The organism is Marinobacter flavimaris (assembly GCF_045057155.1).
Classification (GTDB): domain Bacteria; phylum Pseudomonadota; class Gammaproteobacteria; order Pseudomonadales; family Oleiphilaceae; genus Marinobacter; species Marinobacter manganoxydans.
Map to the genome: position 1 here is coordinate 4,475,948 of NZ_CP171359.1, position 24,281 is coordinate 4,500,228.

Consider the following 24,281-nt stretch of genomic DNA (forward strand, 5'->3'; position numbering starts at 1 on the left):
CGGACATCAGGTGCCTCGTTGCTCGCCCATTGCCCTCAGGTACAGCGCTTCCGTTTGCTCCCCCATGGCGTTGATCGTGAGAGTTTTACGGGCAAAATCCATGGCGGGCTGCTCGCTCTGTTTCAGTGTTTCCAGATCAGAGAGCGCTCGTGTTATCAGTTCGGCAAGGTCCTGATCCCGGTGGCCTGCACTGAGAGACGTTTCTGGAAGAATATCCCGCGGTCCGGACACCGGAGTGGAGACCACGGGGCAACCATTGAGAAGGGACTCCGCCAGTACGTAGGGAAAGCCTTCCCGTTCGGAGCTGATCACCGTCAATTCGGCCCTGTCGTAGATGGGCGCCAGATTCTCCCGGAACCCTGCGAGGGTTACCGAGGTTTCCAGTTTCAACTGGCGAATCAAGTGCTCAAGCCGTGATCGCTGGCTGCCTTCGCCAAAAATGGTCAGATGGTAGCGATGTGCCGAATCGCCGAGCATGGCCCAGGCTCTGATCAGCGCATCAAAACCTTTGACGGATTCGAGTCGTCCGACGGCGATTACATTGGTGACTCCCGGCGGTAGCTCCGGGCCGTCGTCTGTTGTTGTTCGTTCGCTCCCGGAATCCACGCCGTTGTAGATAAGGTGTTTTCGGGGGTGTCGCAGAGTAGCCAGAATCCTGGGGCTTACGGCAATGATCTCGTCGAGGCGATCAAAGGCCTTATGGCTGGACTTGGTGCCGTGCACCGTGCCGATTCGCACCCGGGCAAGGCTTCCGGTTTTCGCCGCGAGCTGCGCAGCCTTGTTGCCCTGGGCGTGCAGAATATCAGGTGCTATTTCTCGAAGTCGCCGGCGGAGGGCAAGTTGGAGCCAGAGGTTCCGTCGCCCCAGTTGAACGGGCAGCGCATGAAAGTGGATGCCGGAATGGAATTTATCCCGGTAGTCTTTGTGAGCCACTACATGGACGCAATGCCCCCGTCTGGCCAGATCGGCCGCCAGATCGGCGGTGTGTTTTTCCATGCCGCCCCAGGTTGTGCCGGGCGTGGCAATCAGAAGGGCGATCGTTAACCGGGGCGGTGAGGTCATGATCGGCCTGCGGTATTCTGCAGCACCGTTTCGTAAACGGCCAGGCTCGCTTCTGTCTGTGCCTCCAGGCGGAATCGGTAGGGGATCTCAATGGCCGGAGGCCCGGCATCCAACATCCGGGAAACGGCCTGTGCGAACTCATCCACGTTATCCGGCGCCACCAGGCCTTCCCGGAAGCACGCCTGCAGGGTTTCCGCCGCTCCACCACGATTGTAAGCCACCACCGGCGTTCCGGAGGCCAGGGCTTCGGTCACTGTCCGGCCAAAGGGTTCCGGTTTGGTGCTCATATGGCAGACCACATCGGCGAGCAGGTACAGTGTGGTCATGTCATTGCGCTGGCCGAGAAAGCTGACCTTGTCGGTCAGGTCCAGGCGTGCCCGCTCCTTTTCCAGTTCATCCAGGAAGTGCTCTTTGCCGGGCTCCGCGCCACCGACAATGATGCCATGGCAATCGGGCCGCTCGCGCACCAGCTTCGCCATCATGGCCAGGAAATCCAGTTGGCCTTTCCAGCGGGAAATCCGTCCGGGCATCATGATGATTTTCTTGCCGGCAAGCTGCGGATACTGACGGAACCAGCGGTCCAGCCATTGCTGGCTAAGTTCACGTTGGTGGAACGCATCCACATCGACACCACGCTGAATAACCGTCAGCTTCTCCGCCGGAACGGGGTAGTTGTTCATCACGTAGTCCCGCACACACTGGGACACAGCAATGATGTGATCGGCGCGGGTCATGATGGCGCTGTAGGGTGTTACCGAATACATGCCGTGGAATGTGGACACAACCGCCGGGCGTTCCAGTTTCGGGATGCTTTTCAGGGCCAGGAAGATAATCCAGGCGGGCATGCGCGAGCGGACATGAACGATGTCCGGCTTCAGTTCAAGAAGCAGTTTTCGCATCGGCAGGATTTGCCCGAAGGACGCCGGATTTTTCCGGTGAATCGGCATGAAAATATGCTTTGAACCCTGTCCCCGCAGTTGTTCCGCCATGGGTCCGCCCTTGGAGACGACAAAGGATTCGTGGCCGCGTTTGACGAGGTCGGCAGCGAACTCTACGGTACCTCTTTCTACACCGCCGCTGTACAGCGCTGGAAGTGCCTGAAGAATTCTCAAGGCTGGGCCCCCTTGGGCAGGCGTTGATTGGTTTTGTGGCTCTTTGGCAGTAACCCGTTTTCGATGACCCATAGGGCTGCGCGATTGGCTTCCCAGAGCGACTGGTCGTGGTCAGCCCTGCCGGCCATGACGCTGGCGTGATCCGTCCACTTGGCAACATAGCCGTCCCGGACCAGCCGTTCCACTCCGTCCACGACCCGGCTGCCGGGTCTCGCCGCCAACTCGAAAAGGCCCGTTGGCACTCCGGAGGTTGCCGCCTCGCAAACCATGGACATGCTGTCGGGAGTCACCCAGACCGCCCGTGAGGCGGAAAGTTGATGGCTTAGCCAATCCTCGTGGGTCTGCTGGGGGTGAACAACGGTGATCCGCACTCCGGCCATGTCGTCGAGGCGGTCCTGCAGGGGCTCCGGTGTTCGCCGTGAGGTGCTGATGGTCCAGCGCCAGTCAGGGTACTGACCGATCAGGTGGGATATCTGGCCCAGGACGACATCGTCGTCCCAGTCGAAGTGCGGTGAAGGTCCGCCTATGAGTAATAGCGCTTCCTGTTTCTCGGTGATTCTGGCCAGGGGTGTGATGGTGTTCAGAACGCCCTCGGTTAACAGAACCCGCGGGCCTGGCTGCACGCGATCATGGGCTGGAATCAGGGCGCCGCTGACCAGAGACAGCGGAAACGCGGGCTTCATGATGACCAGCGTTCGGGTCCCGCGACGTTTTCGCAGCGCAAGCAGTAACCGATGCGTACCGGACCCTGCCGCGATGACAAGATCGGGTCGAGGCAGTGACGCCTCCATACGCGGCGAAGAGGCCAGCAATGCCCGCCACAGAGGTACCTTTGTGGGGGAAACATCGATCCAGTAGGTGCTTGCCCCAGCCAGAACGCGAAGCCGGTTGCCAAGCCCCTTCAGCTGATTCCGGTGACCCGGCTTGTTGTCGGTCAGAAGCCACACCACCGGAGTGGATGCATCCTGCGTTCTGGGCTCGGGTTTGGCCATGGTGTTCCGGCATGCGCTGCCGGCCTCCGTGTTGCCTGAGTTCGTTATTACCGGCGTTTGTAGAGTCCCGGATCGTTTTCATCAGGGCGGGTCTTGAAGCGCCGGTGCATCCACAGATATTGATCCGGGGCGCGCCGCACTTCCCGCTCGATAGTCTGGTTGATCAATGTTGCATCCTGAAGATCGTCCCCGCTGGGAAAGCTCTCAAGGGCAGGATGGAAGTAGATGTCGTAGCCCGGACCATCGTCACGTCGGAAATGACTGAACGGGACGACCTTGCAGCCGCTGCGCTCCGCGATCCTGGACGTAGCGGTAATCGTGCCCGCCGGTATTCCGAAGAAGGGCGCAAAGACAATATCCTTGCGGCCGTAATCCTGATCGGTGGCATACCAGACGGCCCGGTTTTTCTTCAGGCTGCGAAACAGGCCCCGAAGGTCCCTGGCGCCGAGCACGGTGCCATACCGGCGTTCACGGGCTCTCGTCATCACGGCGTTCATCAAAGGGTTGTTATGGTCCCGCTGCATCACGTCTGCTTCAATGAACTCGGTCACCAGGCTCCCGCCGAGATCCAGAGTACTGTAATGGCCTCCCAGTAATAAAACGCCTTTACCTTCTGCCAGAGCGTGCTCGAAATGCTCAAGGCCATGGACCTGTGTGATGCCTGTCAGTTTGGCTGGATCACGAAACCAGGCGATGCCAATTTCCAGCAAGCCAATACCATTGGCAATAAACGCTTTCCGAACCAGTGCAGATTGCTGAGCGGCTGTGAGCTCCGGGAAGCACAGCCGAATGTTCACCTCGGCGATGTGCCGACGTTCCCGGGCAAGGCGGAACGCCAGAAGTCCCGCCAGCTTGCCCAGCCACCACTGAACGCGTATTGGCAGCCGGGACACACACCACATCAAAAAGACTCCCAGCCAGGTGGACCACCATCGGGGATGGCGGTAGGCCGAGTAATCGGTGTTTCGCGGAATTTTGCGGTATTTCGTTTTCACGTAAAGCCGGTCCTGGAAAGTCTGAATCTATCGGTGGTGGTACGATGGCCCAAACCATCAATCGGAAGCAAATCAATAGGTTTTGCGCTATGATAGCGCACTGTTTTGCCCGGAGTCCTGTGTGCTGCAATTTATCTATTCCCAGCTTATTAGGCTGATTCTGCCGTTCATTCTGCTGCGCCTGTGGTGGAACGGACGTCGAGCTCCGGAACTCAGGCGCAACTGGTACCAGCGCTTGGGCATTGTGCCCCGGGCTAGCGGCAGGGTTGTGTGGGTTCATGCTGTCTCGGTGGGTGAAACCATAGCGGCAGCGCCCATGGTTCGACGATTGCTGGCCCGGAACCCGGGTATCACCATCCTGATGACAGCCATGACCGACACCGGGCTGGCCCAGGCACGCAAGATGTTTGGTGATCAGGTGCGGTATGCCTACGCGCCCTATGATACGCCGGGTGCCATCCGGCGGTTCCTGGACCGGGTCAAGCCCCGGATACTGGTTATTATGGAAACTGAAATTTGGCCGAACATGATTCGTCAGTGCCGGGCTCGTCGGGTTCCGGTGTTTCTGATCAACGCCCGCCTCTCCGAGCGCTCTGCGCGCGGGTATGAGCGCATCCGGGGCCTTGTGGCACCTATCATGCAAAGCATCAGCTGGGTCGCCGCCCAGGCAGAGAAGGATGCCGACCGGTTCCGGAGAATCGGTGTTGCGCCATCGAAGGTGGCCGTCACGGGGAGCGTCAAGTTCGATGTTGATATTCCGGATGAGGTGCGGGCAGCGGCCATTGCCCTCAGGCAGAGCCTGGCCGGCCGGCCGGTCTGGATTGCCGGTAGCACCCATGGCAGCGAGGATGAGCAGCTGTTGCTGGCACATCTTAAGGTATTGGAAAAACATCCAGACGCCCTGCTGATTCTGGTTCCGAGGCATCCGGATCGCTTTGAGTCGGTGGCCGAAAAAGCTGTACGGAAGGGGCTCGCACTCGCCCGCCGGTCACTGGGGGACGACCCCTGCAAGGCGCAGGTCTATCTCGGGGACACCATGGGCGAGTTGATGATGCTGTACGGAGCCAGTGATCTGGCCTTTGTCGGTGGATCGTTAATCGAGCGCGGCGGGCATAACCCCCTGGAGCCTGCTGGCTGGGGTATTCCCGTGTTTTCAGGGCCCTACATCTTCAATTTTGAAACCATCTACCAGCGACTGCTTGATGACAAGGGTGTCAAGCTGGTCGCCGATGCAGATGAGCTGGCGGCTCACGTGTCATTGCTGTTCGGTGATGACGAAGAACGCCAGGCCATCGGCCGCAGGGCCCTGGAGGTGGTCAATAAAAACCGGGGAGCCCTGGATAAGGTGGTCGACGGGATCATTGAACGAGTCTGAGGCCTGGCTGGCCGCAAAGGCGGGTAAACCGATTCACCCGCCTTTGCGGTTACTGGGTAGGATCGTCCAGCGTTTCTTCCTCGTTGGCCAGAGCCTCGATCCCGGGGGCAGCGGCGCTCAGCCAGTTGTTCAGGTCGATCAGATCCCGAGGGGTCAGGATTCCGGCGGCCTGTTTGAGCTGAAGCGAGTTGATCACATAATCATAGCGGGCGTTGGCGTAATCCCTCAGGGCTACGTAATAGGCCCGTTCCGCATCCAGCACTTCCACAATATTTCGCGTTCCAACCTCATAGCCGGCGCGGGTGGCGTCGAGGGCGCTGCGGCGAGAGATGATGGTCTGTTCCAGGGCGGAAGCGGTCTCTATATTGTTGTTGACCGTCAGGAACAGGCTCCGGGTATTCACCCGTACGTCCCGGCGCACCGTATTCAGGTCCTGTTCGGCGGCGGTGACCAGCGAACGCTGTTCCCGGGCGCCGGCCTGGGTGCCGCCGCCCGTGTAGAGCGGGATGGTCAGTGACAGTGAGGCAACGGACTGGCTACCCTCCTGCTGGGTAAAAAGGGCGTTCTCCAGACTGGTTTCCTGGTAGGAGGCGCTCAGCTCAAGGGTTGGCAAATGACCGGACTTTGCCGCTTTCAGGCTGGCTTCGCTGGCATTGAGTTGCCTCAGGGCCGCCTGAATAGACCAGTTTTGCTCCACCGCGGTTGCTTCCCACGAAGTCGGATCCATGGGCTCCGGGCGCCCGAGCGGAAAATTCTGCCTGAGATTTTCCATGGCGTCCGGATATTCTCCGGTTAACCGGGCCAGTTGTTCCCTGGCCACATTCAGGTCGTTGTCGGCGGCGATGCGCTGGCTCCTGGCATCGTCGTAGCTGGCACGCGCTTCATAGACTTCGGTGACGGCAATGAGCCCCACGTCAAACCGTTCCCGGGCCTGTTCGTACTGGCGCTGGATGGCCGTTTCAGTCGCTTTTGCGGTTGTGACGGTGTCCTTGGCGCGCAGGACATCGAAGTAGGCGGTTGCCACATCCAGAATCAGTTGTTGCTGGGCCAGGTTGTACTGGGCCTCGGCCGCCTCGGTCTGGAACTGGCTGGCTTCGTAGCTGAACCAGTCTTGAGCCCGGAACAGTGGCTGGGTCAGCTCGACGCCGTAGCGGTAGGTTCGATAACTGTCTCCCGAGAAGAGTTGCCGCGTCAGCTCATCGGCGTTTGCCCCCCCGGGTATATTCTTGGGCTCGAAACTTGTGTAGCTTGCTGACCCAACCGCCGAGATTTTGGGCAGCAGGGCGCTCTTGCTGACATCGCTGGTTGCCTGCTGTGCCTGGAACTGCGCCAGGGACGAGGCAATGCCGGAGTCATAGGACAGTGCCTTTTCATAGGTTTCCATCAGATCCAGAGAGAACGCAGGCTGGGCTGCGAGCAGGCTGATCAATCCTGGAAGTAAACGCTTATTCATTGCTTCTCCTGACAAACTATCTCCGGGTATCCCTGATCTGGATAGGGGGTTCGGAAGGCCTGTATTCAAGGTATGGGCCGGTGCCGACGGTGACCCAAAGGTATTGGTTGCTCATTATGGACAATAAACGCCTCCGCTTCTACACTTGCAGAGTTCACTCATTTTGTGAGCAGTTCGCGTCTTGACGGGGTGCTGATACACCGAAAACCGGTGGTTGGCTGAGATTGCAGTGCGGAACCCGCAACCTGATCCGGATAATGCCGGCGTAGGGATTAAGACCATTCAAAACGTGCTGGTTCCAGCCTCTTCCGTACCGGAAGGCCCGTCATACGCGACCCGACAACCCTCCAATACCGGGAGCAGACCATGACGGACTTGCCAGCCTATCTCAGTGAATCCGCAGCGGCGGATTCCGCCGCCATCAAACCATTATCAGGCTCACGAAAAGTATACGTGCAGGGTAGCCGATCCGATCTGCGGGTACCTATGCGGGAAATTACCGTGCAGGACACGCCCACGGAGATGGGCGGCGAGCCGAACCCTCCGGTGGTTGTGTACGATACGTCCGGCCCGTACACAGATCCTGAAGCTGCTATTGATCTTCGTAAAGGTCTCAAACAAGTCCGCGCCGCCTGGATCGCCGAACGCGGTGATGTGGAGCAGCTTCCGGACTACTCTTCCGGGTTCACCCGCCGCCGCATGAAAGACCCCCAGCTTGACCCGCTGAGGTTCATGGACGAGCGAAAACCGCTACGGGCCAAACCTGGCCAAAACGTTTCCCAGATGCACTACGCCCGGCAGGGTATCGTGACCCCGGAGATGGAGTACATCGCCATCCGTGAAAACATGAAGCTGCAGGAGGCCCGGGAACAGGGTCTGCTGAAAGACCAGCATCCCGGACAGTCCTTCGGTGCGGGCCTGCCGGACCAGATTACCCCCGAATTCGTCCGGGACGAAGTGGCTCGCGGCCGCGCCATTATCCCCGCGAACATCAATCACCCGGAATCCGAGCCGATGATCATTGGCCGTAACTTTCTGGTGAAGATTAACGGCAACATTGGCAACTCAGCGGTCAGCTCCTCCATTGAGGAAGAAGTCGAGAAACTGACCTGGGGCATCCGCTGGGGCGCCGATACCATCATGGACCTGTCTACCGGCAAGAACATTCACGAGACCCGGGAATGGATCATCCGCAACTCCCCGGTACCCATCGGCACCGTGCCGATTTACCAGGCCCTGGAAAAAGTCGGCGGCGTGGCCGAGGACCTGACCTGGGAAATCTTCCGGGATACCCTGATCGAACAGGCCGAGCAGGGCGTGGATTACTTCACCATCCATGCGGGCGTCCGCCTGCACCATGTGCCTATGACTGCCAAGCGCACCACAGGCATCGTCTCCCGGGGTGGTTCGATCATGGCCAAATGGTGCCTGGCTCACCACAAGGAAAGCTTCCTGTACGAGCACTTCGAAGACATCTGCGAAATCATGAAAGCCTACGATGTCTCTTTCAGCCTTGGCGACGGCCTGCGCCCCGGCTCCATCGCCGACGCCAACGACGCAGCCCAGTTCGGCGAACTGGAAACCCTCGGTGAGCTCACCAAGATCGCCTGGAAACACGACGTACAGTGCATGATCGAGGGCCCGGGCCACGTGCCCATGCATCTGGTAAAGGAGAACATGGACAAGCAGCTCGAATGCTGTGACGAAGCGCCGTTTTACACACTTGGCCCCCTGATCACCGACATCGCCCCCGGCTACGACCACATCACGTCCGGCATTGGTGCCGCCATGATAGGTTGGTACGGCTGTGCCATGCTCTGCTACGTCACACCCAAGGAGCACCTTGGCCTGCCCAACAAGGATGATGTGAAAACCGGTATCATCACCTACAAGATCGCCGCCCACGCCGCCGACCTGGCCAAAGGCCATCCTGGCGCCCAGATCCGCGATAACGCCCTCTCCAAGGCCCGTTTCGAGTTCCGCTGGGAAGACCAGTTCAACCTTGGTCTGGACCCGGATACGGCCCGCGCCTATCACGACGAAACCCTGCCGAAGGAATCCGCCAAGGTGGCGCATTTCTGCTCCATGTGTGGACCGAAGTTCTGCTCTATGCAGATCTCCCAGGAAGTTCGGGAGTATGCCAGGGAGCACGGCCTTGATGAGGTATCCGCGGTGGATGCAGGCATGCAGGAGAAATCCCGCGAGTTCGTGGAATCCGGGAGCAAGCTTTACGACAAGGTTTGAACTTGAAGTAATACCCAACTAAAGGCTATCGTTCCAAGTCGATTCAACGACCGGATGAAAAATGGCCAAACCGTTCCAGTTCAAAGCCAGCGACGTCAACGTCGAAAAACGTGAAACCGTCTTCCAGGGCTTCTTCCGAATGGATAAGCTCTGGCTGACCCACCCGCGTTTTGATGGCCGGGATATGCCGGTGTTTACCCGGGAGCTGTTCATCCGGGGCGATGCTACCTGCGTGCTGCCCTATGATCCGGAGCGGGACGAAGTTGTCCTGCTGGAACAGTTTCGCCTCGGTGCCCTGGGCCGAGACCAGTCGCCGTGGTTACTCGAACTGGTTGCCGGCATGAACGAAGACGGCGAAAGCCCGGAAGAGGTCGCCCAGCGGGAAGGTCAGGAAGAGGCCGGCCTAACGTTTGAGCCGCTGGAAAAAATTTGCGACTACCTGGTGTCGCCGGGTGGCAGTACCGAAATGATTCATCTCTATTGTGGCTGCGTGAGCACTGAAGACGCCGGCGGGCTGTATGGTATGGAGCATGAGCACGAAGACATCCGCGCCCACGTGGTGTCATCCGACGATGCCATAGCGATGATCCACGATGGCCGTATCAACAACGCTGCCGCCATTATTGCCCTTCAGTGGCTCGAGCTGAATCGGGCCCGCTTGAGAAAAGGGTGGTAGTAATGGGTGAGTGGACCATGAAACCCAGGCGGTACGTTCCGGATCTGAGGCAGCTTGGTGCCCTGTGTGACGGCAACTATCAGCGGCTGCAGAAACTGCGTCAGCTGGAGGTGGACGGCAAGCCCGTCTGCGAATTTGAGTTGCACCGGGAAAACCATTATCTGGGTCGGGTCCGGATTCAGGTGCTCCAGACTGCGAGGTTCACCGAGACCCTGTTGCTTGAGCAGGTGCATAATTCCGGGCGCTGGCTCAATAACCCTCAAATGACCGTGCGGGTCTACCACGACGCCAACATGGCGGAAGTGATCAGCTGTTACCGTGATCGCCAGATTGCCCCGGTCAATGATTACCCCAATCGCTTCATGCACCATCCGGACGAGAAAGTTCAGGTCAACGGTTTCCTTGCCGATTGGCTGGATTACTGTCTTCGGTTTGGTCACCTACCTATGGAACACGCCGCCTGGTCCGCCGGTGAAGGCGTCGACTGAGGCGCGGCCTGCCAGAGGCTCATCCCGTACTAAAGTGGTGTGGCTATGGCTCACCGGTGTGCCATAGTTGTCAAAAATTGCAATATTTCGCCAAAGTCTGGCCAGAATGTGACTCCGGTTCGATTCAAAAGTGATAAATCCGCGAACCGGCGTCGTACACTTGAGCTCAGACCACGTATTGCCAGCGAGTAGATCCAGAAAGCCATGACCATGAAGGAACAAGCCCGGCCACTGCGGGTACTGCAGCTGACTGATCCGCACCTGATGGCGAATGCCGACGGCGATCTGTTAGGTGTAAAAACCCGGGAAAGCCTGCAGGCGGTTATTGCAGAAGCGCTCAGGGCGCACGGCCAGCCAGATCTGGTTCTGGCCACCGGTGATCTCGCGCAGGACGGCTCGGTGGATGCCTACCGCGTATTTGGCGAGCGTCTGAAGGCGTTTTCCTGCCCTTCGCTCTGGATTGCGGGCAATCATGATCATTCCGGAAATCTGACGAAAGTTGCTGACGAATTTGACGCCAGCGCCCGCCACGTTACTCGGGGAGGGTGGCAGTTCATCATGCTGGACTCCTCGGTGCCCGGCAAGGTTTTTGGAGCGCTGGCCGATTCGGAGCTGAACTTCTTGGCCCAAACCCTGGAACAGCACCCGGATCTGCCCGCAGTCGTTGCCTTGCATCATCACCCGGTAGATATCGGTTCTGACTGGATGGAAAAAATTGGTCTCACCAATCGGGATGCCTTCTGGCAGGTGGTGGACCGGTTCCCTCAGGTCAGAATCGTATTGTGGGGGCATATTCACCAGGAGCATGAGCGCGAACGCAATGGCGTGCAACTGCTGGCCACGCCGTCCACCTGTATCCAGTTCACCTCCGGTTCCAGCAAGTTCTCGGTTGAGGACGTGCCGCCGGGCTACCGTTGGTTCGAATTCCACGAATCCGGCGACTTCACTACGGAAGTACGCCGGGCCACGGATTTCCGGTTCGAACTGGATCAGAACAGCACGGGTTACTGAATGCTTCCCCGCAAGTCCCGGGCGGCTGCGACCATACTCTTCAGGGCGGGAAGCACCTCTTCCCACTGACGGGTCTTCAGGCCGCAGTCCGGGTTTACCCAAAGGCGCTCGGCCGGAATCCGCTCCGATGCTTTCGCCATCAACGCCTTTATCTGCTCCTTGGCGGGAATGTTGGGGGAGTGGATGTCGTAGACGCCGGGGCCAATATCGTTCGGGTACTCAAAACCGCGGAACGCGTCGAGAAGCTCCATATCGGACCGGGATGTCTCAATAGTGATTACGTCAGCATCCATGCGGGCGATGGCCTTAATGATGTCGTTGAATTCTGAATAGCACATGTGGGTATGGATCTGGGTTCCATCGCTGACACCATTGGCCGCGATGCGAAACGCCTCTATGGCCCAGTCCAGATAGCCTGCCCAGTCCGATTTCCGGAGGGGAAGGCCTTCCCTCAGGGCGGCTTCGTCTATCTGGATAATGCCAACACCGGCGGCTTCCAGGTCAAGCACTTCCTCCCGAATCGCCAGTGCCAGTTGCAGGCAGGTATCCCTGCGGGGCTGGTCGTCCCGTACGAAGGACCAGTTAAGAATCGTCACGGGACCGGTCAGCATGCCTTTTACAGGTTTTTCGGTCAGTGACTGAGCGTAGCGAGTCCACTCCAGGGTCATGGCTCTCGGGCGGGAAATGTCGCCGAACAGAATGGGCGGTTTCACGCAACGGGAGCCGTAAGACTGAACCCAACCGAACTGGCTGAAGGCATAACCTTCAAGCTGTTCGCCGAAGTATTCAACCATGTCATTGCGCTCCGCCTCACCATGCACCAGAACATCCAGGCCCAGTACTTCCTGCTCGTCAATGCAGCGGCTTACTTCTTCGCGAATCCGTTGCCTGTAGGCGGCTTCTGTCAGTGCGCCCTTGCGGAATTGCAGGCGAGCTTGACGGATGTCCCGTGTCTGGGGGAAGGACCCAATGGTCGTGGTTGGAAACAGGGGCAGGTCAAGTTTCTGTTGCTGGGCCGTGATTCGCTCTGAGTAGGGGCTTTGCCGCTGACCGAGGTCCGGCCTGATTGCCTGGATTTGGGTTTCTATCGAGGGATTATGAACCCTTTCGGACGTTTTCCGGTTTTCGGTCGCTAGAGCGGATTCAGCCAGCTCCTTACGGACTGCGTTTCTGCCCTGATTCAGTGCGGTGGCGAGAATAGCCAACTCGTCCAGTTTCTGAAGGGCAAATGCCAGCCAGCCGCGGATTTCAGGGTCCAGCTGTTCTTCGCTGTTGAGATCTGCCGGCACATGCAGTAGCGAGCAGGACGGCGCCAGCCACAGGCGATCCCCCAGTTTTTCATGGATCTGCTCCAGCCAGTCCAGGGTCTTGCCGAGATCTGTTCGCCAGATATTCCGGCCGTTGATAACACCCAGGGAAAGTTGTTTGTGGGGTGGCAGCCAGTCCACTATCCGTGCCACTTCCTGTGGCGCGCTGATGGCATCCAGGTGTAGCCCGGCAACCGGCAGTTCGCAGGCCAGTTGCAGGTTTTCCCGCAACTCACCGAAGTACGTGGTTACCAACAGTTTGAGGCGGCTGGTCTTGAGATGGTGATAGGCCAGACTGAAGGCGTGGCGCCAGTCTGCATCAAGATCGGCGACCAGGGCGGGCTCGTCCACCTGAACCCAGTCGATTCCATGATTCGACATCAGATCCAGAAGTTCCGAGTACACAGGCAAAAGGGAGTCCAGCAGGGTCAGCCGGTCACTGTCGTCTTTGGATTTTCCCAGCCAGAGATAGGTCACCGGTCCTATGATCACCGGTTTAGGAGTAAGCCCCTGGGCCCTGGCTTCGTTGATCTGTTCAATCAGCCGGTCGGCATTGAGCTGGAAACGGGTGTCCTGCTGGAATTCCGGCACGATGTAGTGATAGTTGGTGTCGAACCACTTGGTCATTTCTCCTGCCTGCACGCCGCAGCAGGAAGACTCCTGCCCGGATCGGCCCCGGGCAACCCGGAAATACCGCTCCAGGGCACTGCCCCCGGACTTACTCACACGTTCAGGCAGGTTGCCGAGGGTGAAACTCATATCCAGAACCTGATCATAAAACGAGAAATCGCCTACCGGAACCCGGTCCAGATTTCGCTGGCTATGCCAGTGTTTTCGGCGCAGGTCAGCACCTGTGATCTGCAGTTCTTCTTCGGTGATTTGCCCTTTCCAGAAGGCTTCCTGGGCAAATTTCAGTTCCCGGCGGGCGCCAATGCGCGGGAAGCCGAGATTGTGTGTGGTCACCATGGTGTTGTCCTTTGTTCAATCGTGTTGTTTGCAGGAGAGGTCAGGTTATCGCCCTTGCGAGATGAAAAATAATGGTAAAATTTCAGGTATCAATGAATTTGGCTCATGTTGGGAGGCGGGATGATTGAGCGTGGCCATCTGGAAATTCTCAGGGCGGTGGATCAGCAGGGGTCCCTGACAGCGGCCGCCGAGTGGCTACACCTGACCCAGTCTGCTCTGAGCCATTCGGTCCGAAAGCTGGAGCAGCAGCTTGGTACGGACATTTGGGTGCGGGAGGGGCGACAGCTGCGGCTGACCCAGTCAGGTCAGTATTTACTTGCCCTGGCCAACAGACTGTTGCCGCAGATTGAGCACGCCGAGATGCTGATTGGTCAGTTTGCCAAGGGTCAGCGGGGAACCCTCCGCATCGGGATGGAATGCCACCCCTGTTATCAATGGCTGTTGAAAGTAGTGGGGCCCTATCTGGAGCAGTGGCCGGGGGTGGATGTAGATGTGAAACAGAAATTCCAGTTCGGCGGTATTGGTGCCCTGTTTGGCCACGATATCGACATGCTGGTAACGCCGGACCCATTGCACCGTCCTGGCCTGGTTTTTGAGCCGGTATTTGATTACGAACAGGTACTGGTGGTGGGGGCGGATCACGCGCTGGCAGATAAGGCGTGGGCTGACCCCGAGGATCTGGAAAAAGAAACCCTGATCACCTACCCGGTAGAGATCGAGCGCCTCGATATCTACACTCGGTTCCTGTTGCCGGCCCATACCAGTCCTGCGCGACATAAAACCATTGAGACCACCGATATCATGCTGCAAATGGTCGCCGCAGGCCGCGGGGTTGCCGCGCTTCCGCGGTGGCTGGTTGAGGATTATGGTGCCCGGATTCCGGTTCGGCCGGTTCAGCTGGGTGAGGCGGGGATTCTTAAACAGATCTTTTTGGGACTTCGTGAGCGGGATCGGGAGGTGGATTACCTGAATTCGTTCATGAAGCTGGCACGTGAGGTTCGCTGGAATTAACCTCTTCAGTTAAACTGCGCAAAAAATTCGTTCAGGAAACCAGACTATGAGTGAGATACCCGCAGACCTGAAATACATTGAGACCCATCAATGGGTTCGCGTGTCAGACGATGGCACGGCGACTGTCGGTATTACGGATTTTGCCCAGGAGCAACTGGGTGATGTGGTATACATCGGTGTTCCGGATGTGGGCGCAACGGTTAACGGTGGAGAGGAAGCCGGAGTCGCTGAGTCTGTGAAGTCGGCTTCGGATGTGTTCAGCCCGGTGACCGGTGAGGTTATCGAGGTGAATGAGAGCCTTGAGGACGAGCCGGAGAAGGTCAACGAAGATCCCTACGGTGACGGCTGGCTTTACAAGGTGCGGCTTGAGGATGCTGGTGAGCTGGATGGCCTGATGGATTCTACAGCTTATGCGGAGCATGTGGCGGCCGAGGAATAACACTTCCGCTTGGGAGGCTGGCCTGACGGGGCGGGCCTTCCAAAACACGCTGTGAATACGTCCCTGTACGCTTGGCTCCGCCATCCCTGGCTCCGCACAGTTTTGGAAGGCCCGCCCCGTCAGCCCGTCATACATCGGTATCAGTTTCAACTCATCTTGTATAATCCCTGTCTTTCCTTTCCAGGTGGTCTTTATGAATTTTCCGGTTCTGTATCTTCGAAAAGGCGCAGAGCGCCGTCTCCGTGCTGGCCATCTATGGGTTTACAGCAATGAGGTGGACACCCGCCGCAGTCCGCTGACGGAATTCGAGGCCGGTGTTCAGGCGGAGCTTCGGGCGTCGAACGACAAGCCTCTGGGTACAGTGTTCGTTAATCCCCATGCGCTGATTTGTGGCCGGCTGATCAGTCGGGATCCGGGCCACGGTATGACGCCCCAGCGGTTGACCCAGCGGATGGAGGCTGCGCTTGCGCTCAGAGAACGGCTTTTCGACAAGCCGTTTTACCGTTGGGTGTTTGGCGACAGTGACGGGCTTTCGGGGCTGGTGATTGACCGGTTTGATTCCACGGTGGTGGTGCAGATTTCCACGGCCGGTATGGAAGCGATGAAGGAGGCAGTTGTTCGGGCAGTCCAGCGGCTGGTGCACCCTGAGGCGATCATCCTCAAGAACGATGGCAAGATGCGCAAGGTGGAGGGGCTGGATACCTACGTGGAGCAGGCCCATGGCGCTGCGGTGAGTCTGCTGGAGGTGGAGGAGAACGGTGTCCGGTTCGAGGTGCCGTTGGAAGGCGGCCAGAAGACGGGCTGGTTTTACGATCATCGGATGAACCGTGCCCGTTTGCAGGCCTATGCGCCGGGCAAGCGGGTGTTGGATGTGTTCAGTTATGTCGGTGGCTGGGGCATTCAGGCCGCTTGTGCCGGGGCCACCCAAGTGACCTGTGTCGACAGTTCGGCCGGTGCCATTGATTCGGTTCACCACAACGCCAGGCTCAATGGCCTCGACAATGTGGAAACCATTGAGGGAGATGCCTTCGAGGCCCTGAAGGCGCTGGCGGATGAGAAGGAGAAGTTTGATGTGGTGGTTCTCGATCCGCCGGCACTGATTCCCCGGCGCAGGGACCAGAAGGCGGGTGAAGAGGCCTATGCCCGGCTGAACCAGCTCGGTCTGCGGTTGCTGGAGCGCGATGGGATACTGGTTTCCGCGTCCTGTTCGATGCATCTCTCGCAGGAGAAGCTGGTGGACATCATTCGAGGCAGCGGCCGCAAGATCGACCGCTTTGTCCAGTTGCTCGAGCAGGGGCATCAGGCTCCGGATCACCCGGTGATTCCGGGCATCCCCGAGACCGATTACATCAAGTCCTGCTTTGTACGCTCACTAACAGGCTTCTTCTGAAGCATTTGAAGTCGGGGTCAGATGAAAGCTTTCATCTGACCCCATATTCACATTTCAGCCTCTCAGTGACATCACTTTCCAGCCGTTGTCCCGGGCAAATTGCTCCAGGGTCGGGTCCGGGTCGACGGCTACCGGGTTGTCCACTTTTTTCAGCAGCGGCAAGTCATTGTGGGAGTCGCTGTAGAACCAGGCCCCCTCGAGTGTCCTGTTATGGGCACTCAGCCAGTCATCCAGTCGCGCGACTTTGCCATCCTGAAAGCTCGGAGTGCCGGCCACTTCGCCTGTATAACGGCCGTTGACAAGCTCGGGCTCGGTGGCGATCAGATGTTCTATGCCGAGGGCCTCGGCAATGGGTTCAGTCACAAAACGGTTGGTGGCGGTGATGATCATCAGGGTGTGACCCTGCTCCCGGTGGCTGTCCAGCAGCGTATCTGCAGTGGCCTGCATCATGGGGCGCACTTTTTTCTCCATAAAGGCTTCCCGCCACGCCAGTAGCTCTTCCATGTTGTGACTGGCCAACGGCTGAAGGGCAAACCCCAGGTAGTGCAGGATATCCAGCTCGCCGTTCAGGTATTCCTGATAGAAGCGGTCGTTGGCAAGGCGGTATTCCTCGGCATCGACAATGCCTTCCTCCACCAGAAATTCGCCCCAGGCGTGGTCGCTGTCTCCGGCTAAAAGGGTGTTGTCGAGATCAAAAATTGCGAGCGTCAAGCGGCTACCTCCGGTGATCACAGGGCTTGCAGTAAAACGCCAAGTCTATCATGACCTGTCCCCAACGGCTCCGTTTGCCGAACCCTTGGGATTCTGTAAGAATGAGAGCAACTTGGACAAATCCGACCGGTGAATTTTTGACCGGTCCACCGACTTTTGAGAGGACTGTGCCGTGATCGATTCAGACGGTTTCAGACCCAACGTCGGAATCATTCTGGCCAATCACAGAGGAGAAGTTCTCTGGGCAAGGCGAATAGGGCAGGACTCCTGGCAGTTCCCCCAGGGTGGCATCAAACATGATGAATCGCCCGAGGATGCACTGTACCGGGAGCTTGGAGAGGAAATCGGCCTGTGTGCAAGCGATGTGGAAATCATCAGTTGCACCCGAGGCTGGCTGAGGTATCGACTCCCGAGGAGGATGGTACGCCAAAACTCCCACCCCGTTTGTGTGGGCCAAAAACAGAAATGGTTCCTGCTGAGGATGTTATCGCCGGACGCGCAGGTTTGCGTGGATGGTACGGATTCACCGGAGTTCGACGGCTGGCAGTGGGTAAGCTACTGGTATCCGTTGGGGCAGGTGGTTTCATTCAAGCGAGAAGTGTATCGACGCGCGCTGAGAGAGCTTGCGCCGCGACTGTTCTACAACATGGAGCAGTGGCATCGGGCGGAGCAGAATCGGCGTTTACAGGAACACCAGAAATGACGGACTGACACCGCCATGCTGAGCATTCTGCGAAGTCTAGTACAAGAGGTAAACAGCGCCCGCGATCTGCAGGAGGCGCTGGATATCATTGTATCGCGGGTGCAGAAAGCCATGGGAACCGAGGTCTGTTCCGTCTATCTGCTTGACCCTGCGACCAACCGCTACATTTTGATGGCCACCGAAGGCCTTTACCGCAAGGCGGTAGGCCAGGTGAGCCTGGCTTACTCTGAGGGCCTTGTCGGTCTCGTGGGTTCCCGCGAAGAACCCATCAACCTTGAAGATGCACCGTCCCACCCGCGCTACCGCTATTTCCCCGAGACCGGGGAGGAGCGCTTCCGCTCGTTCCTGGGTGTTCCGATTATTCACCATCGCCGGGTGCTGGGCGTGCTCGTTGTCCAGCAGCGGGAAAGTTCCCGGTGTTTTGATGAGGGCGAAGAGGCATTCCTGGTAACCGTTTCCGCTCAGCTGGCGGGGGTCATAGCCCATAGTGAAGCCACCGGCGCCATCAGTGGCCTGTCCCTGACCGGCGAGGAGGCACACGATGTCAGTTTCAACGGCGTGCCGGGTGCTCCAGGTGTTGCCATCGGCAATGGCGTTGTCGTTTATCCATCGGCTGATCTTGATGTGGTTCCGGAAAAGCCGACTGACGATATTGATCAGGAACTGGCCCTGTTCGGAGCGTCGGTTAAGGCGGTAAGGGAAGATATCGAGCGGGTTGCCAAGCGGTTGGCTTCGCAGCTGCGTCCTGAAGAGCAGGCCCTGTTCGATGTCTATCTGAGAATGCTGGGCGACGATGCCATGCCTGGTGAGGTGTCGAACAAGATCAGGGAAGGGATCTGGGCCCAGGGCGCTCTCAAGCAGGTGGTCCAGCAGTACATCCGTCATTTCGAGATGATGGACGATCACTACCTGCAGGAACGCGCTGTTGATATCCGGGACCTGGGCCGCCGTCTGCTGTCTCATCTGCAGGAAGGCGAGCAGAAACACCTGAACTACCCCGAGCGCACGGTCCTGGTCAGCGAAGAGCTGACACCTGCCATGCTTGGCGAGGTCCCCAAGGGGCAGCTGGTGGGTCTGGTGTCGGTCAAAGGCTCCAGTAACTCTCATGTCGCCATTCTGGCACGCGCCATGGGCGTGCCGACTGTTATGGGGCTGGTCGATATTCCCGTAAACCAGCTCGACGGCAAGGAGCTGATCGTAGACGGCTTTGAGGGCCAGATTTTTGCTTCGCCATCGGCAGACCTCCGGTCCTACTACCAGGCGATCTGCGACGAAGAAGACGAACTTATTCGCGGGCTTGAAGTTCTCAAGGACAAGCCCTGTGAAACCACCGATCACCATCGGGTCTCACTTCTGGTGAACACCGGGTTGATGACCGATGTGGTGCGCTCGCTCTCGCACGGTGCCGAGGGTATCGGTCTTTACCGGACCGAAGTTCCCTTCATGATCAAGGACCGCTTCCCCTCAGAGCAGGAGCAGCGAGAGTATTACCGGGAGCAGCTTGAAGCCTTCGCGCCGAGCCCCGTTACCATGCGTACGCTGGATATTGGCGGCGACAAGGCGCTGACCTATTTCCCGATCCAGGAGGAAAACCCGTTCCTGGGCTGGCGGGGTATCCGGGTTACCCTCGACCACCCGGAGATCTTCCTGGTTCAGGTTCGGGCCATGCTCAAGGCCAGCGAGGGATTGAACAACCTCCAGATCATGCTGCCAATGATCTCCAACATCTCGGAGGTGGAGGAGTCCCTGCACCTGATTTACCGGGTGTACCACGAGGTTCGGGAAGAGGGTTACGACATTCACATGCCCAAGGTGGGCGTGATGGTCGAAATCCCCGCTGCCGTTTACCAGATTCGGGAACTGGCGGACAGGGTGGACTTCCTCTCTGTTGGTTCCAACGACCTGACCCAGTATCTGCTGGCGGTGGATCGTAACAATCCCCGGGTTGCCCAGCTCTATCACTCGTATCACCCGGCGGTACTCCAGGCGCTGGTGCGAATCGCCCAGGACGCTCACTCGGTGGGCAAGCCCGTTGGCATCTGCGGTGAACTGGCGGGTGATCCCGGCGGTGCGCTGCTGTTGATGGCCATGGGTTACGATTCCCTGTCCATGAACGCCGCCAGCTTGCCGAAGGTCAAATCGGTGATTCGCAGTGTCAGCCGTGAGTGGGCCATTCAGCTATTGGAAGATGTGTTGTTGCTGGACTCGCCTCACGTGATCAAGAGCTGTGTCGACCTGGCGTTGCGTAATGCCGGCTTCGGCCGTTACCTGCGCCCCGGCAAGTCAACGGCCATGGCGGTATCAGAGGCCGCCGTTTCCTGATCGCAGGTGCGGGTTTGGGCAATATAGGGTGCGCACTCTAAATACGGTTGTTATCTTGAGAATGGAATTATCCGGCGGCCTGCCCGACGGGCCCGCATTCTTAATCCGGAAAAGGGAAGGCTATGAGCTCGCCAATTGACCATAAACCCGCTCCCCGCATCGGGCTTGCCCTTGGTGGCGGTGGTCCTCTGGGCGGCATTTATGAAATCGGAGCGCTCCGGGCGCTGGATGAGGCACTTGATGGTCTCGATTTCAACAACATCGATGTTTATGTTGGTGTAAATGGCGGCTCTTTTGTGGCGGCGAATCTCGCCAACCAGATGACCACGGCGCAACTTTGCCGGATTTTCGTGCGCAACGAGGCGGAAGTACACCCGTTCCATCCGGAAGTATTCTATCGCCCGGCTTTCCGGGAGATTGGCAGTCGATTGCTGGCAATTCCCGGCCTGGTTTCCACGGCGGTAAGCCGCTTCGTCAACAACCCCTACGATCAGAGTCTGCTGGAAGCCATGACCATCCTGGCCCAGGCAGCGCCGGCCGGGCTGTTTGATAACGAAGGCCTGCATGAGTATCTCAAACGGGCCTTCACCATGCTCGGGCGCACCAATGATTTCCGTCAGCTCAAGCGCAGCCTCTACATCGTGGCTGCCGATGTTGAGAGTACCGAAGCGGTCTGTTTTGGCGCTCCCGGTTTTGACCATGTGCCCATTTCCAAGGCGATTCAGGCCAGCACTGCCTCGCCGGGGTTGTATGTGCCAGTGGAAATCGATGGGCGGTATTATGTGGACGGTACACTGCGCAAGGGTTTGCACGCCTCCGTGGCTTTTGAAGACGGTGTCGACCTGGTTTTCGCCGTGAATCCCCAGGTGCCGATTGACGCCAGTGCGGCGGTCCGGGCCGGCTCCATGAAGCCGGGCGAGCTGACCCGCTCAGGTATGCCAAACGTTCTGTCACAGACCTTCAGGACCATGGTGTACTCAAGGATGCAGTCGGGCATTGCCCAGTATGCCCGGGATTATCCCGACAAGGATATTCTGCTGTTTGAACCCACCCGAGACGACGCCAAGCTGTTCTTCTCCAACGTATTCAGCTTCCAGTCCCGTAGAATGGTGTGTGAGCACGCCTATCAGATGACACGGCGGGATCTTCTGAGTCGTGCAGATCAGCTGGAGCCCAAGCTGGCGAAATATGGCATCAAGCTTCGCCGGGATCGCCTTGAAGACGAGCAGCGGACGATCAGTACCAGTCTATACGGCGAAATGCTGCCACTGTATGTGGCCAAGGGCAGGAAGAAAAAAGCCGAGAAGGGCCGGTTGGCGGGTGGCTTGACTAACGTTTCGCACCTCTTTTCAAAGGCGCAATAATGTTCAGTAGGCGAGGGGGCAGATGACTGTGTCATCTGCCCCCCTCGCTCACGCCTACAGAATGTACCGGCTCAGATCCTCGTCTTCGGACAACTCTCCAAGCTTTTCATCCACGTATTCGGCGGTTACCTCGAAGCCATCGGTAACCTTGTCACCGGCATCGAAGGAAAGGGTTTCAAGCAACCGCTCAAGGACGGTATGCAGCCGACGGGCACCGATGTTTTCAGTGCTCTCGTTCACCTTCCAGGCAACCTCGGCGATACGTGCAATGGCATCCTCCCGGAAGGTCAGTTTCACACCTTCGGTCAGCATCAGCGCTTCGTACTGCTGCACCAGGGAGGCATCCGGTTCGGTCAGGATGCGTTTGAAGTCCTCGGGTGTCAGTGCCTGAAGCTCAACGCGGATCGGCAAGCGGCCTTGCAGCTCCGGAATCAGATCCGAGGGCTTGGACAGGTGGAACGCGCCGGAAGCGATGAACAGAATATGATCGGTGCGCACAGATCCGTATTTCGTGCTTACGGTGCTGCCCTCAATTAACGGGAGCAGATCGCGCTGGACGCCCTCGCGGGAAACATCCGACGAGGTATTCTCGGATCGCTTGGCGACCTTGTCGATCTCGTCCACGAACACGATGCCATTCTGCTCGACGGCCTGAATGGCTTTCTGCTTGATCTCTTCTTCGTTGACCAGCTTCGCAGCCTCTTCTTCCTTGGCCCGCTTGAGGGCGTCAGAAACCTTCATCTTCCGTGTTTTTCGCTTGTCGGAAGACAGGTTGGAGAACATGCTCTGCAGCTGATTGGTCATCTCCTCCATGCCCGGAGGCGCCATAATTTCGACTCCGGCGTTGGAATTACGCAGGTCGATCTCGATTTCCTTGTCATCCAGTTCGCCCTCCCGGAGTTTTTTCCGGAACAGCTGGCGAGTGGAGGAGTCGGAACTGCGTTGGCTGTCTTCACCGAAATCCCGGGGCGGCGGGATCAGTGCATCAAGGATGCGCTCTTCCGCCGCGTCCAATGCCCGTTCTTCGTGACGCTTCATTTCTGCTTCGCGCAGCATCTTGACGGCCATATCCGCCAGATCACGAATGATGGATTCCACGTCGCGGCCGACGTAGCCGACTTCGGTGAATTTGGTGGCCTCCACTTTCAGAAACGGGGCATCGGCCAATTTTGCGAGGCGCCGGGCAATCTCGGTTTTACCCACACCCGTGGGACCGATCATCAGGATGTTCTTGGGAGTGATCTCATCGCGCAGGCTGCTGTCCAGCTGCATCCGGCGCCAGCGATTTCTCAGGGCGATAGCCACCGCCCGCTTGGCTTCTTCCTGGCCCACGATGTGTTTGTTGAGCTCGTGGACAATCTCACGGGGAGTCATTGCAGACATGGTCGCTCCGGATCAGTCGTTTTTGGAGAGCACTTCAAGGGTGCGATTGTGGTTGGTGTAGATACAAATATCGGCGGCGATATCCAGACCTTTCTCGACTATCTCGTGGGCGGACAGGTCTGTGTTTTCCAGCAAGGCCCGGGCTGAAGCCTGGGCAAAGGGCCCGCCAGACCCGATGGCAATCAGGCCCTGTTCCGGCTCGATCACATCCCCGTTGCCGGTGATGATCAGCGAGGCGGTTTTGTCCGCTACAGCCAGCAAGGCCTCGAGCCGGCGCAGCGCACGGTCAGTTCGCCAGTCTTTCGCCAGTTCCACCGCAGCCCTGGTGAGGTTGCCCTGGTGTTTCTCAAGCTGGGCTTCGAATCGCTCGAACAGGGTGAAGGCATCGGCGGTACCGCCCGCGAAGCCGGCGATCACCTGGCCGTTGTAGAGGCGGCGAACCTTCCGGGCATTGCCTTTCATTACGGTATTGCCGAGGGAAACCTGGCCGTCGCCACCCATGGCAACTTCGTCATCGCGCCTGACGGAAAGAATGGTAGTCATTTGGGCTCCAATTGCCTGATTGAAATTGGTATCCCGTTGTTATGGAGGCTTCTGGTGCGAATTCAAGGTGTTCGCAACAGGCCCGAAAGATCAGCCTTCCTTGGGGATCTTCCGGACCAGTGGCTGGATATTCAGGGAAACCAGTTTGTCGATAGCGGAATTCATCTGGCTTCTGGATGTGAAAGGGCCAACGTTGACACGGTACCAGACGGAGCCGTTGTCCAGATCAATCCTCTGGGTGCTTGCCCGCAAACCCTGGAAAGCGATCTGGGCCCGCTGTCGTTCCGCGTCTTCCTTGCTGCGGAAGGAGCCGGACTGAAGCAGATAATTGAAATCCGTTTGCGTCGGTCCGGGCGTGTATTCTTCGACTTTGGGCGGTACTACCTCGGATTCCGGCAGCATCTCGTAGAAACGGAAGCCGGGTTTTTCCTCTTCCTTCGCGGTCTCTGCGGGCGTCTTCGCAGGTTTCTGGACCGGTTTCTCAGTGACTGATGGCTGCTGCGAATGCGGGCTCGTTGGCAAGGAGTTCAGGTAGACGATAAACCCGATAAAGCCGCCCACGGCCGCCAGGGACAGTATCCACTTGAGCGACAGGCCACCGTGCTGGGAGCGGGCACTGGCCGCCGGTTTCGGCCGGGCAGCCTTCGGCTTTGCCTGTTTCGCAGGCTTTTTGCGTGAAGTGGCCGACGCTTTGGCGGGTCTTTCCTTGCGGGCGTAGTCTCGGGACATTCGTC

General features: G+C 58.3%; 21 protein-coding genes and 1 riboswitch. Of the genes, 11 read left to right on the top strand and 10 right to left on the bottom strand.

Features of this window, described 5'->3' with window-relative positions:
• Positions 1-6: 6 nt before the first annotated feature.
• Genes ACGK9W_RS20915 through lpxL form a run of 4 tightly spaced genes read right to left on the bottom strand, consistent with a single transcriptional unit; the run spans position 7 to position 4,161 of the window.
• Positions 7-1,062 carry a glycosyltransferase gene (locus ACGK9W_RS20915; protein WP_405418525.1) on the bottom strand — a complete coding sequence of 352 codons (1,056 nt, stop codon included), beginning with the start codon at positions 1,060-1,062 and terminating at the stop codon, positions 7-9.
• A complete protein-coding gene (locus ACGK9W_RS20920; protein WP_286803264.1) occupies positions 1,059-2,174 on the bottom strand; it encodes a glycosyltransferase family 4 protein in 1,116 nt (371 codons plus the stop codon). Before ACGK9W_RS20920 ends, ACGK9W_RS20915 begins: the two co-directional genes overlap by 4 nt.
• Positions 2,171-3,166 (bottom strand): mitochondrial fission ELM1 family protein, encoded by a 996-nt coding sequence (locus ACGK9W_RS20925; RefSeq protein ID WP_273069921.1) that lies wholly within the window; start codon positions 3,164-3,166, stop codon positions 2,171-2,173. Before ACGK9W_RS20925 ends, ACGK9W_RS20920 begins: the two co-directional genes overlap by 4 nt.
• 47 nt (positions 3,167-3,213) lie before the next feature.
• On the bottom strand, positions 3,214-4,161 hold the full coding sequence (lpxL, locus tag ACGK9W_RS20930; protein WP_273017800.1) for an LpxL/LpxP family Kdo(2)-lipid IV(A) lauroyl/palmitoleoyl acyltransferase: 948 nt from the start codon (positions 4,159-4,161) through the stop codon (positions 3,214-3,216).
• A gap of 121 nt (positions 4,162-4,282) precedes the next feature.
• On the opposite strand from lpxL, the gene waaA reads away from it, so the two are divergent.
• Positions 4,283-5,536, top strand: a complete 1,254-nt coding sequence (gene waaA, locus ACGK9W_RS20935; RefSeq protein WP_286803268.1) for a lipid IV(A) 3-deoxy-D-manno-octulosonic acid transferase — start codon at positions 4,283-4,285, stop codon at positions 5,534-5,536.
• A 49-nt stretch (positions 5,537-5,585) separates the two neighbouring features.
• On the opposite strand, the gene ACGK9W_RS20940 is transcribed toward waaA, so the two are convergent.
• Complete coding sequence (locus ACGK9W_RS20940; RefSeq protein ID WP_286803270.1) at positions 5,586-6,989, bottom strand: TolC family outer membrane protein; 1,404 nt, start codon at positions 6,987-6,989, stop codon at positions 5,586-5,588.
• Positions 6,990-7,164: 175 nt separating this feature from the next.
• A riboswitch (TPP riboswitch) is annotated at positions 7,165-7,278 on the top strand.
• A 77-nt stretch (positions 7,279-7,355) separates the two neighbouring features.
• Here ACGK9W_RS20940 and thiC point away from each other — a divergent pair.
• The 4 genes from thiC (at position 7,356) to cpdA (ending at position 11,408) form a co-directional block, all read left to right on the top strand.
• Complete coding sequence (gene thiC / locus ACGK9W_RS20945; RefSeq protein ID WP_339622368.1) at positions 7,356-9,233, top strand: phosphomethylpyrimidine synthase ThiC; 1,878 nt, start codon at positions 7,356-7,358, stop codon at positions 9,231-9,233.
• Between the two features lie 61 nt (positions 9,234-9,294).
• On the top strand, positions 9,295-9,909 hold the full coding sequence (locus tag ACGK9W_RS20950; RefSeq protein ID WP_339622366.1) for an NUDIX domain-containing protein: 615 nt from the start codon (positions 9,295-9,297) through the stop codon (positions 9,907-9,909).
• Positions 9,910-9,911: 2 nt separating this feature from the next.
• Positions 9,912-10,397, top strand: coding sequence for a DUF1249 domain-containing protein (locus tag ACGK9W_RS20955; protein WP_286800934.1), 486 nt, complete (start codon positions 9,912-9,914; stop codon positions 10,395-10,397).
• 204 nt (positions 10,398-10,601) lie between these two features.
• Entirely contained in the window at positions 10,602-11,408 is an 807-nt protein-coding gene (gene cpdA, locus ACGK9W_RS20960) for a 3',5'-cyclic-AMP phosphodiesterase (protein WP_273069715.1), read from the top strand.
• Here cpdA and metE read toward each other — a convergent pair.
• Positions 11,402-13,681: a 5-methyltetrahydropteroyltriglutamate--homocysteine S-methyltransferase gene (gene metE, locus ACGK9W_RS20965; protein WP_405418529.1), complete on the bottom strand. Its 2,280-nt coding sequence runs from the start codon at positions 13,679-13,681 to the stop codon at positions 11,402-11,404. The two genes, cpdA and metE, sit on opposite strands and share 7 nt — an antisense overlap.
• Before the next feature lie 120 nt (positions 13,682-13,801).
• Here metE and ACGK9W_RS20970 point away from each other — a divergent pair, with 120 nt between their 5' ends.
• The 3 genes from ACGK9W_RS20970 to ACGK9W_RS20980 all read left to right on the top strand — a co-directional run bounded on the left by ACGK9W_RS20970 (position 13,802) and on the right by ACGK9W_RS20980 (position 16,521).
• A complete protein-coding gene (locus ACGK9W_RS20970; RefSeq protein ID WP_405418531.1) occupies positions 13,802-14,692 on the top strand; it encodes a LysR family transcriptional regulator in 891 nt (296 codons plus the stop codon).
• 46 nt (positions 14,693-14,738) lie between these two features.
• Complete coding sequence (gene gcvH, locus ACGK9W_RS20975; RefSeq protein ID WP_008170823.1) at positions 14,739-15,131, top strand: glycine cleavage system protein GcvH; 393 nt, start codon at positions 14,739-14,741, stop codon at positions 15,129-15,131.
• A gap of 193 nt (positions 15,132-15,324) precedes the next feature.
• A complete protein-coding gene (locus ACGK9W_RS20980) occupies positions 15,325-16,521 on the top strand; it encodes a class I SAM-dependent rRNA methyltransferase (RefSeq protein WP_008170821.1) in 1,197 nt (398 codons plus the stop codon).
• A gap of 54 nt (positions 16,522-16,575) precedes the next feature.
• Here ACGK9W_RS20980 and ACGK9W_RS20985 read toward each other — a convergent pair whose 3' ends face one another.
• Entirely contained in the window at positions 16,576-17,232 is a 657-nt protein-coding gene (locus ACGK9W_RS20985) for an HAD family phosphatase (protein WP_008170819.1), read from the bottom strand.
• 172 nt (positions 17,233-17,404) lie between these two features.
• Here ACGK9W_RS20985 and ACGK9W_RS20990 point away from each other — a divergent pair, with 172 nt between their 5' ends.
• The 3 genes from ACGK9W_RS20990 (at position 17,405) to ACGK9W_RS21000 (ending at position 21,621) form a co-directional block, all read left to right on the top strand.
• Complete coding sequence (locus ACGK9W_RS20990) at positions 17,405-17,935, top strand: RNA pyrophosphohydrolase (RefSeq protein ID WP_008170817.1); 531 nt, start codon at positions 17,405-17,407, stop codon at positions 17,933-17,935.
• Positions 17,936-17,950: 15 nt separating this feature from the next.
• Positions 17,951-20,257, top strand: a complete 2,307-nt coding sequence (gene ptsP, locus ACGK9W_RS20995) for a phosphoenolpyruvate--protein phosphotransferase (RefSeq protein ID WP_014576019.1) — start codon at positions 17,951-17,953, stop codon at positions 20,255-20,257.
• Between the two features lie 122 nt (positions 20,258-20,379).
• The gene (locus tag ACGK9W_RS21000) at positions 20,380-21,621 is read left to right on the top strand and encodes a patatin-like phospholipase family protein (RefSeq protein WP_405418534.1); all 1,242 of its coding nucleotides are present in this window, start codon (positions 20,380-20,382) and stop codon (positions 21,619-21,621) included.
• 54 nt (positions 21,622-21,675) lie between these two features.
• Here ACGK9W_RS21000 and hslU read toward each other — a convergent pair whose 3' ends face one another.
• From hslU to ACGK9W_RS21015, 3 genes are all read right to left on the bottom strand, one after another.
• Positions 21,676-23,004 (bottom strand): ATP-dependent protease ATPase subunit HslU, encoded by a 1,329-nt coding sequence (hslU, locus tag ACGK9W_RS21005; RefSeq protein WP_092032952.1) that lies wholly within the window; start codon positions 23,002-23,004, stop codon positions 21,676-21,678.
• A 12-nt stretch (positions 23,005-23,016) separates the two neighbouring features.
• Positions 23,017-23,547, bottom strand: a complete 531-nt coding sequence (gene hslV / locus ACGK9W_RS21010) for an ATP-dependent protease subunit HslV (RefSeq protein ID WP_008170810.1) — start codon at positions 23,545-23,547, stop codon at positions 23,017-23,019.
• 90 nt (positions 23,548-23,637) lie between these two features.
• Complete coding sequence (locus ACGK9W_RS21015) at positions 23,638-24,276, bottom strand: SPOR domain-containing protein (RefSeq protein ID WP_405418537.1); 639 nt, start codon at positions 24,274-24,276, stop codon at positions 23,638-23,640.
• Between the last annotated feature and the right edge of the window lie 5 nt (positions 24,277-24,281).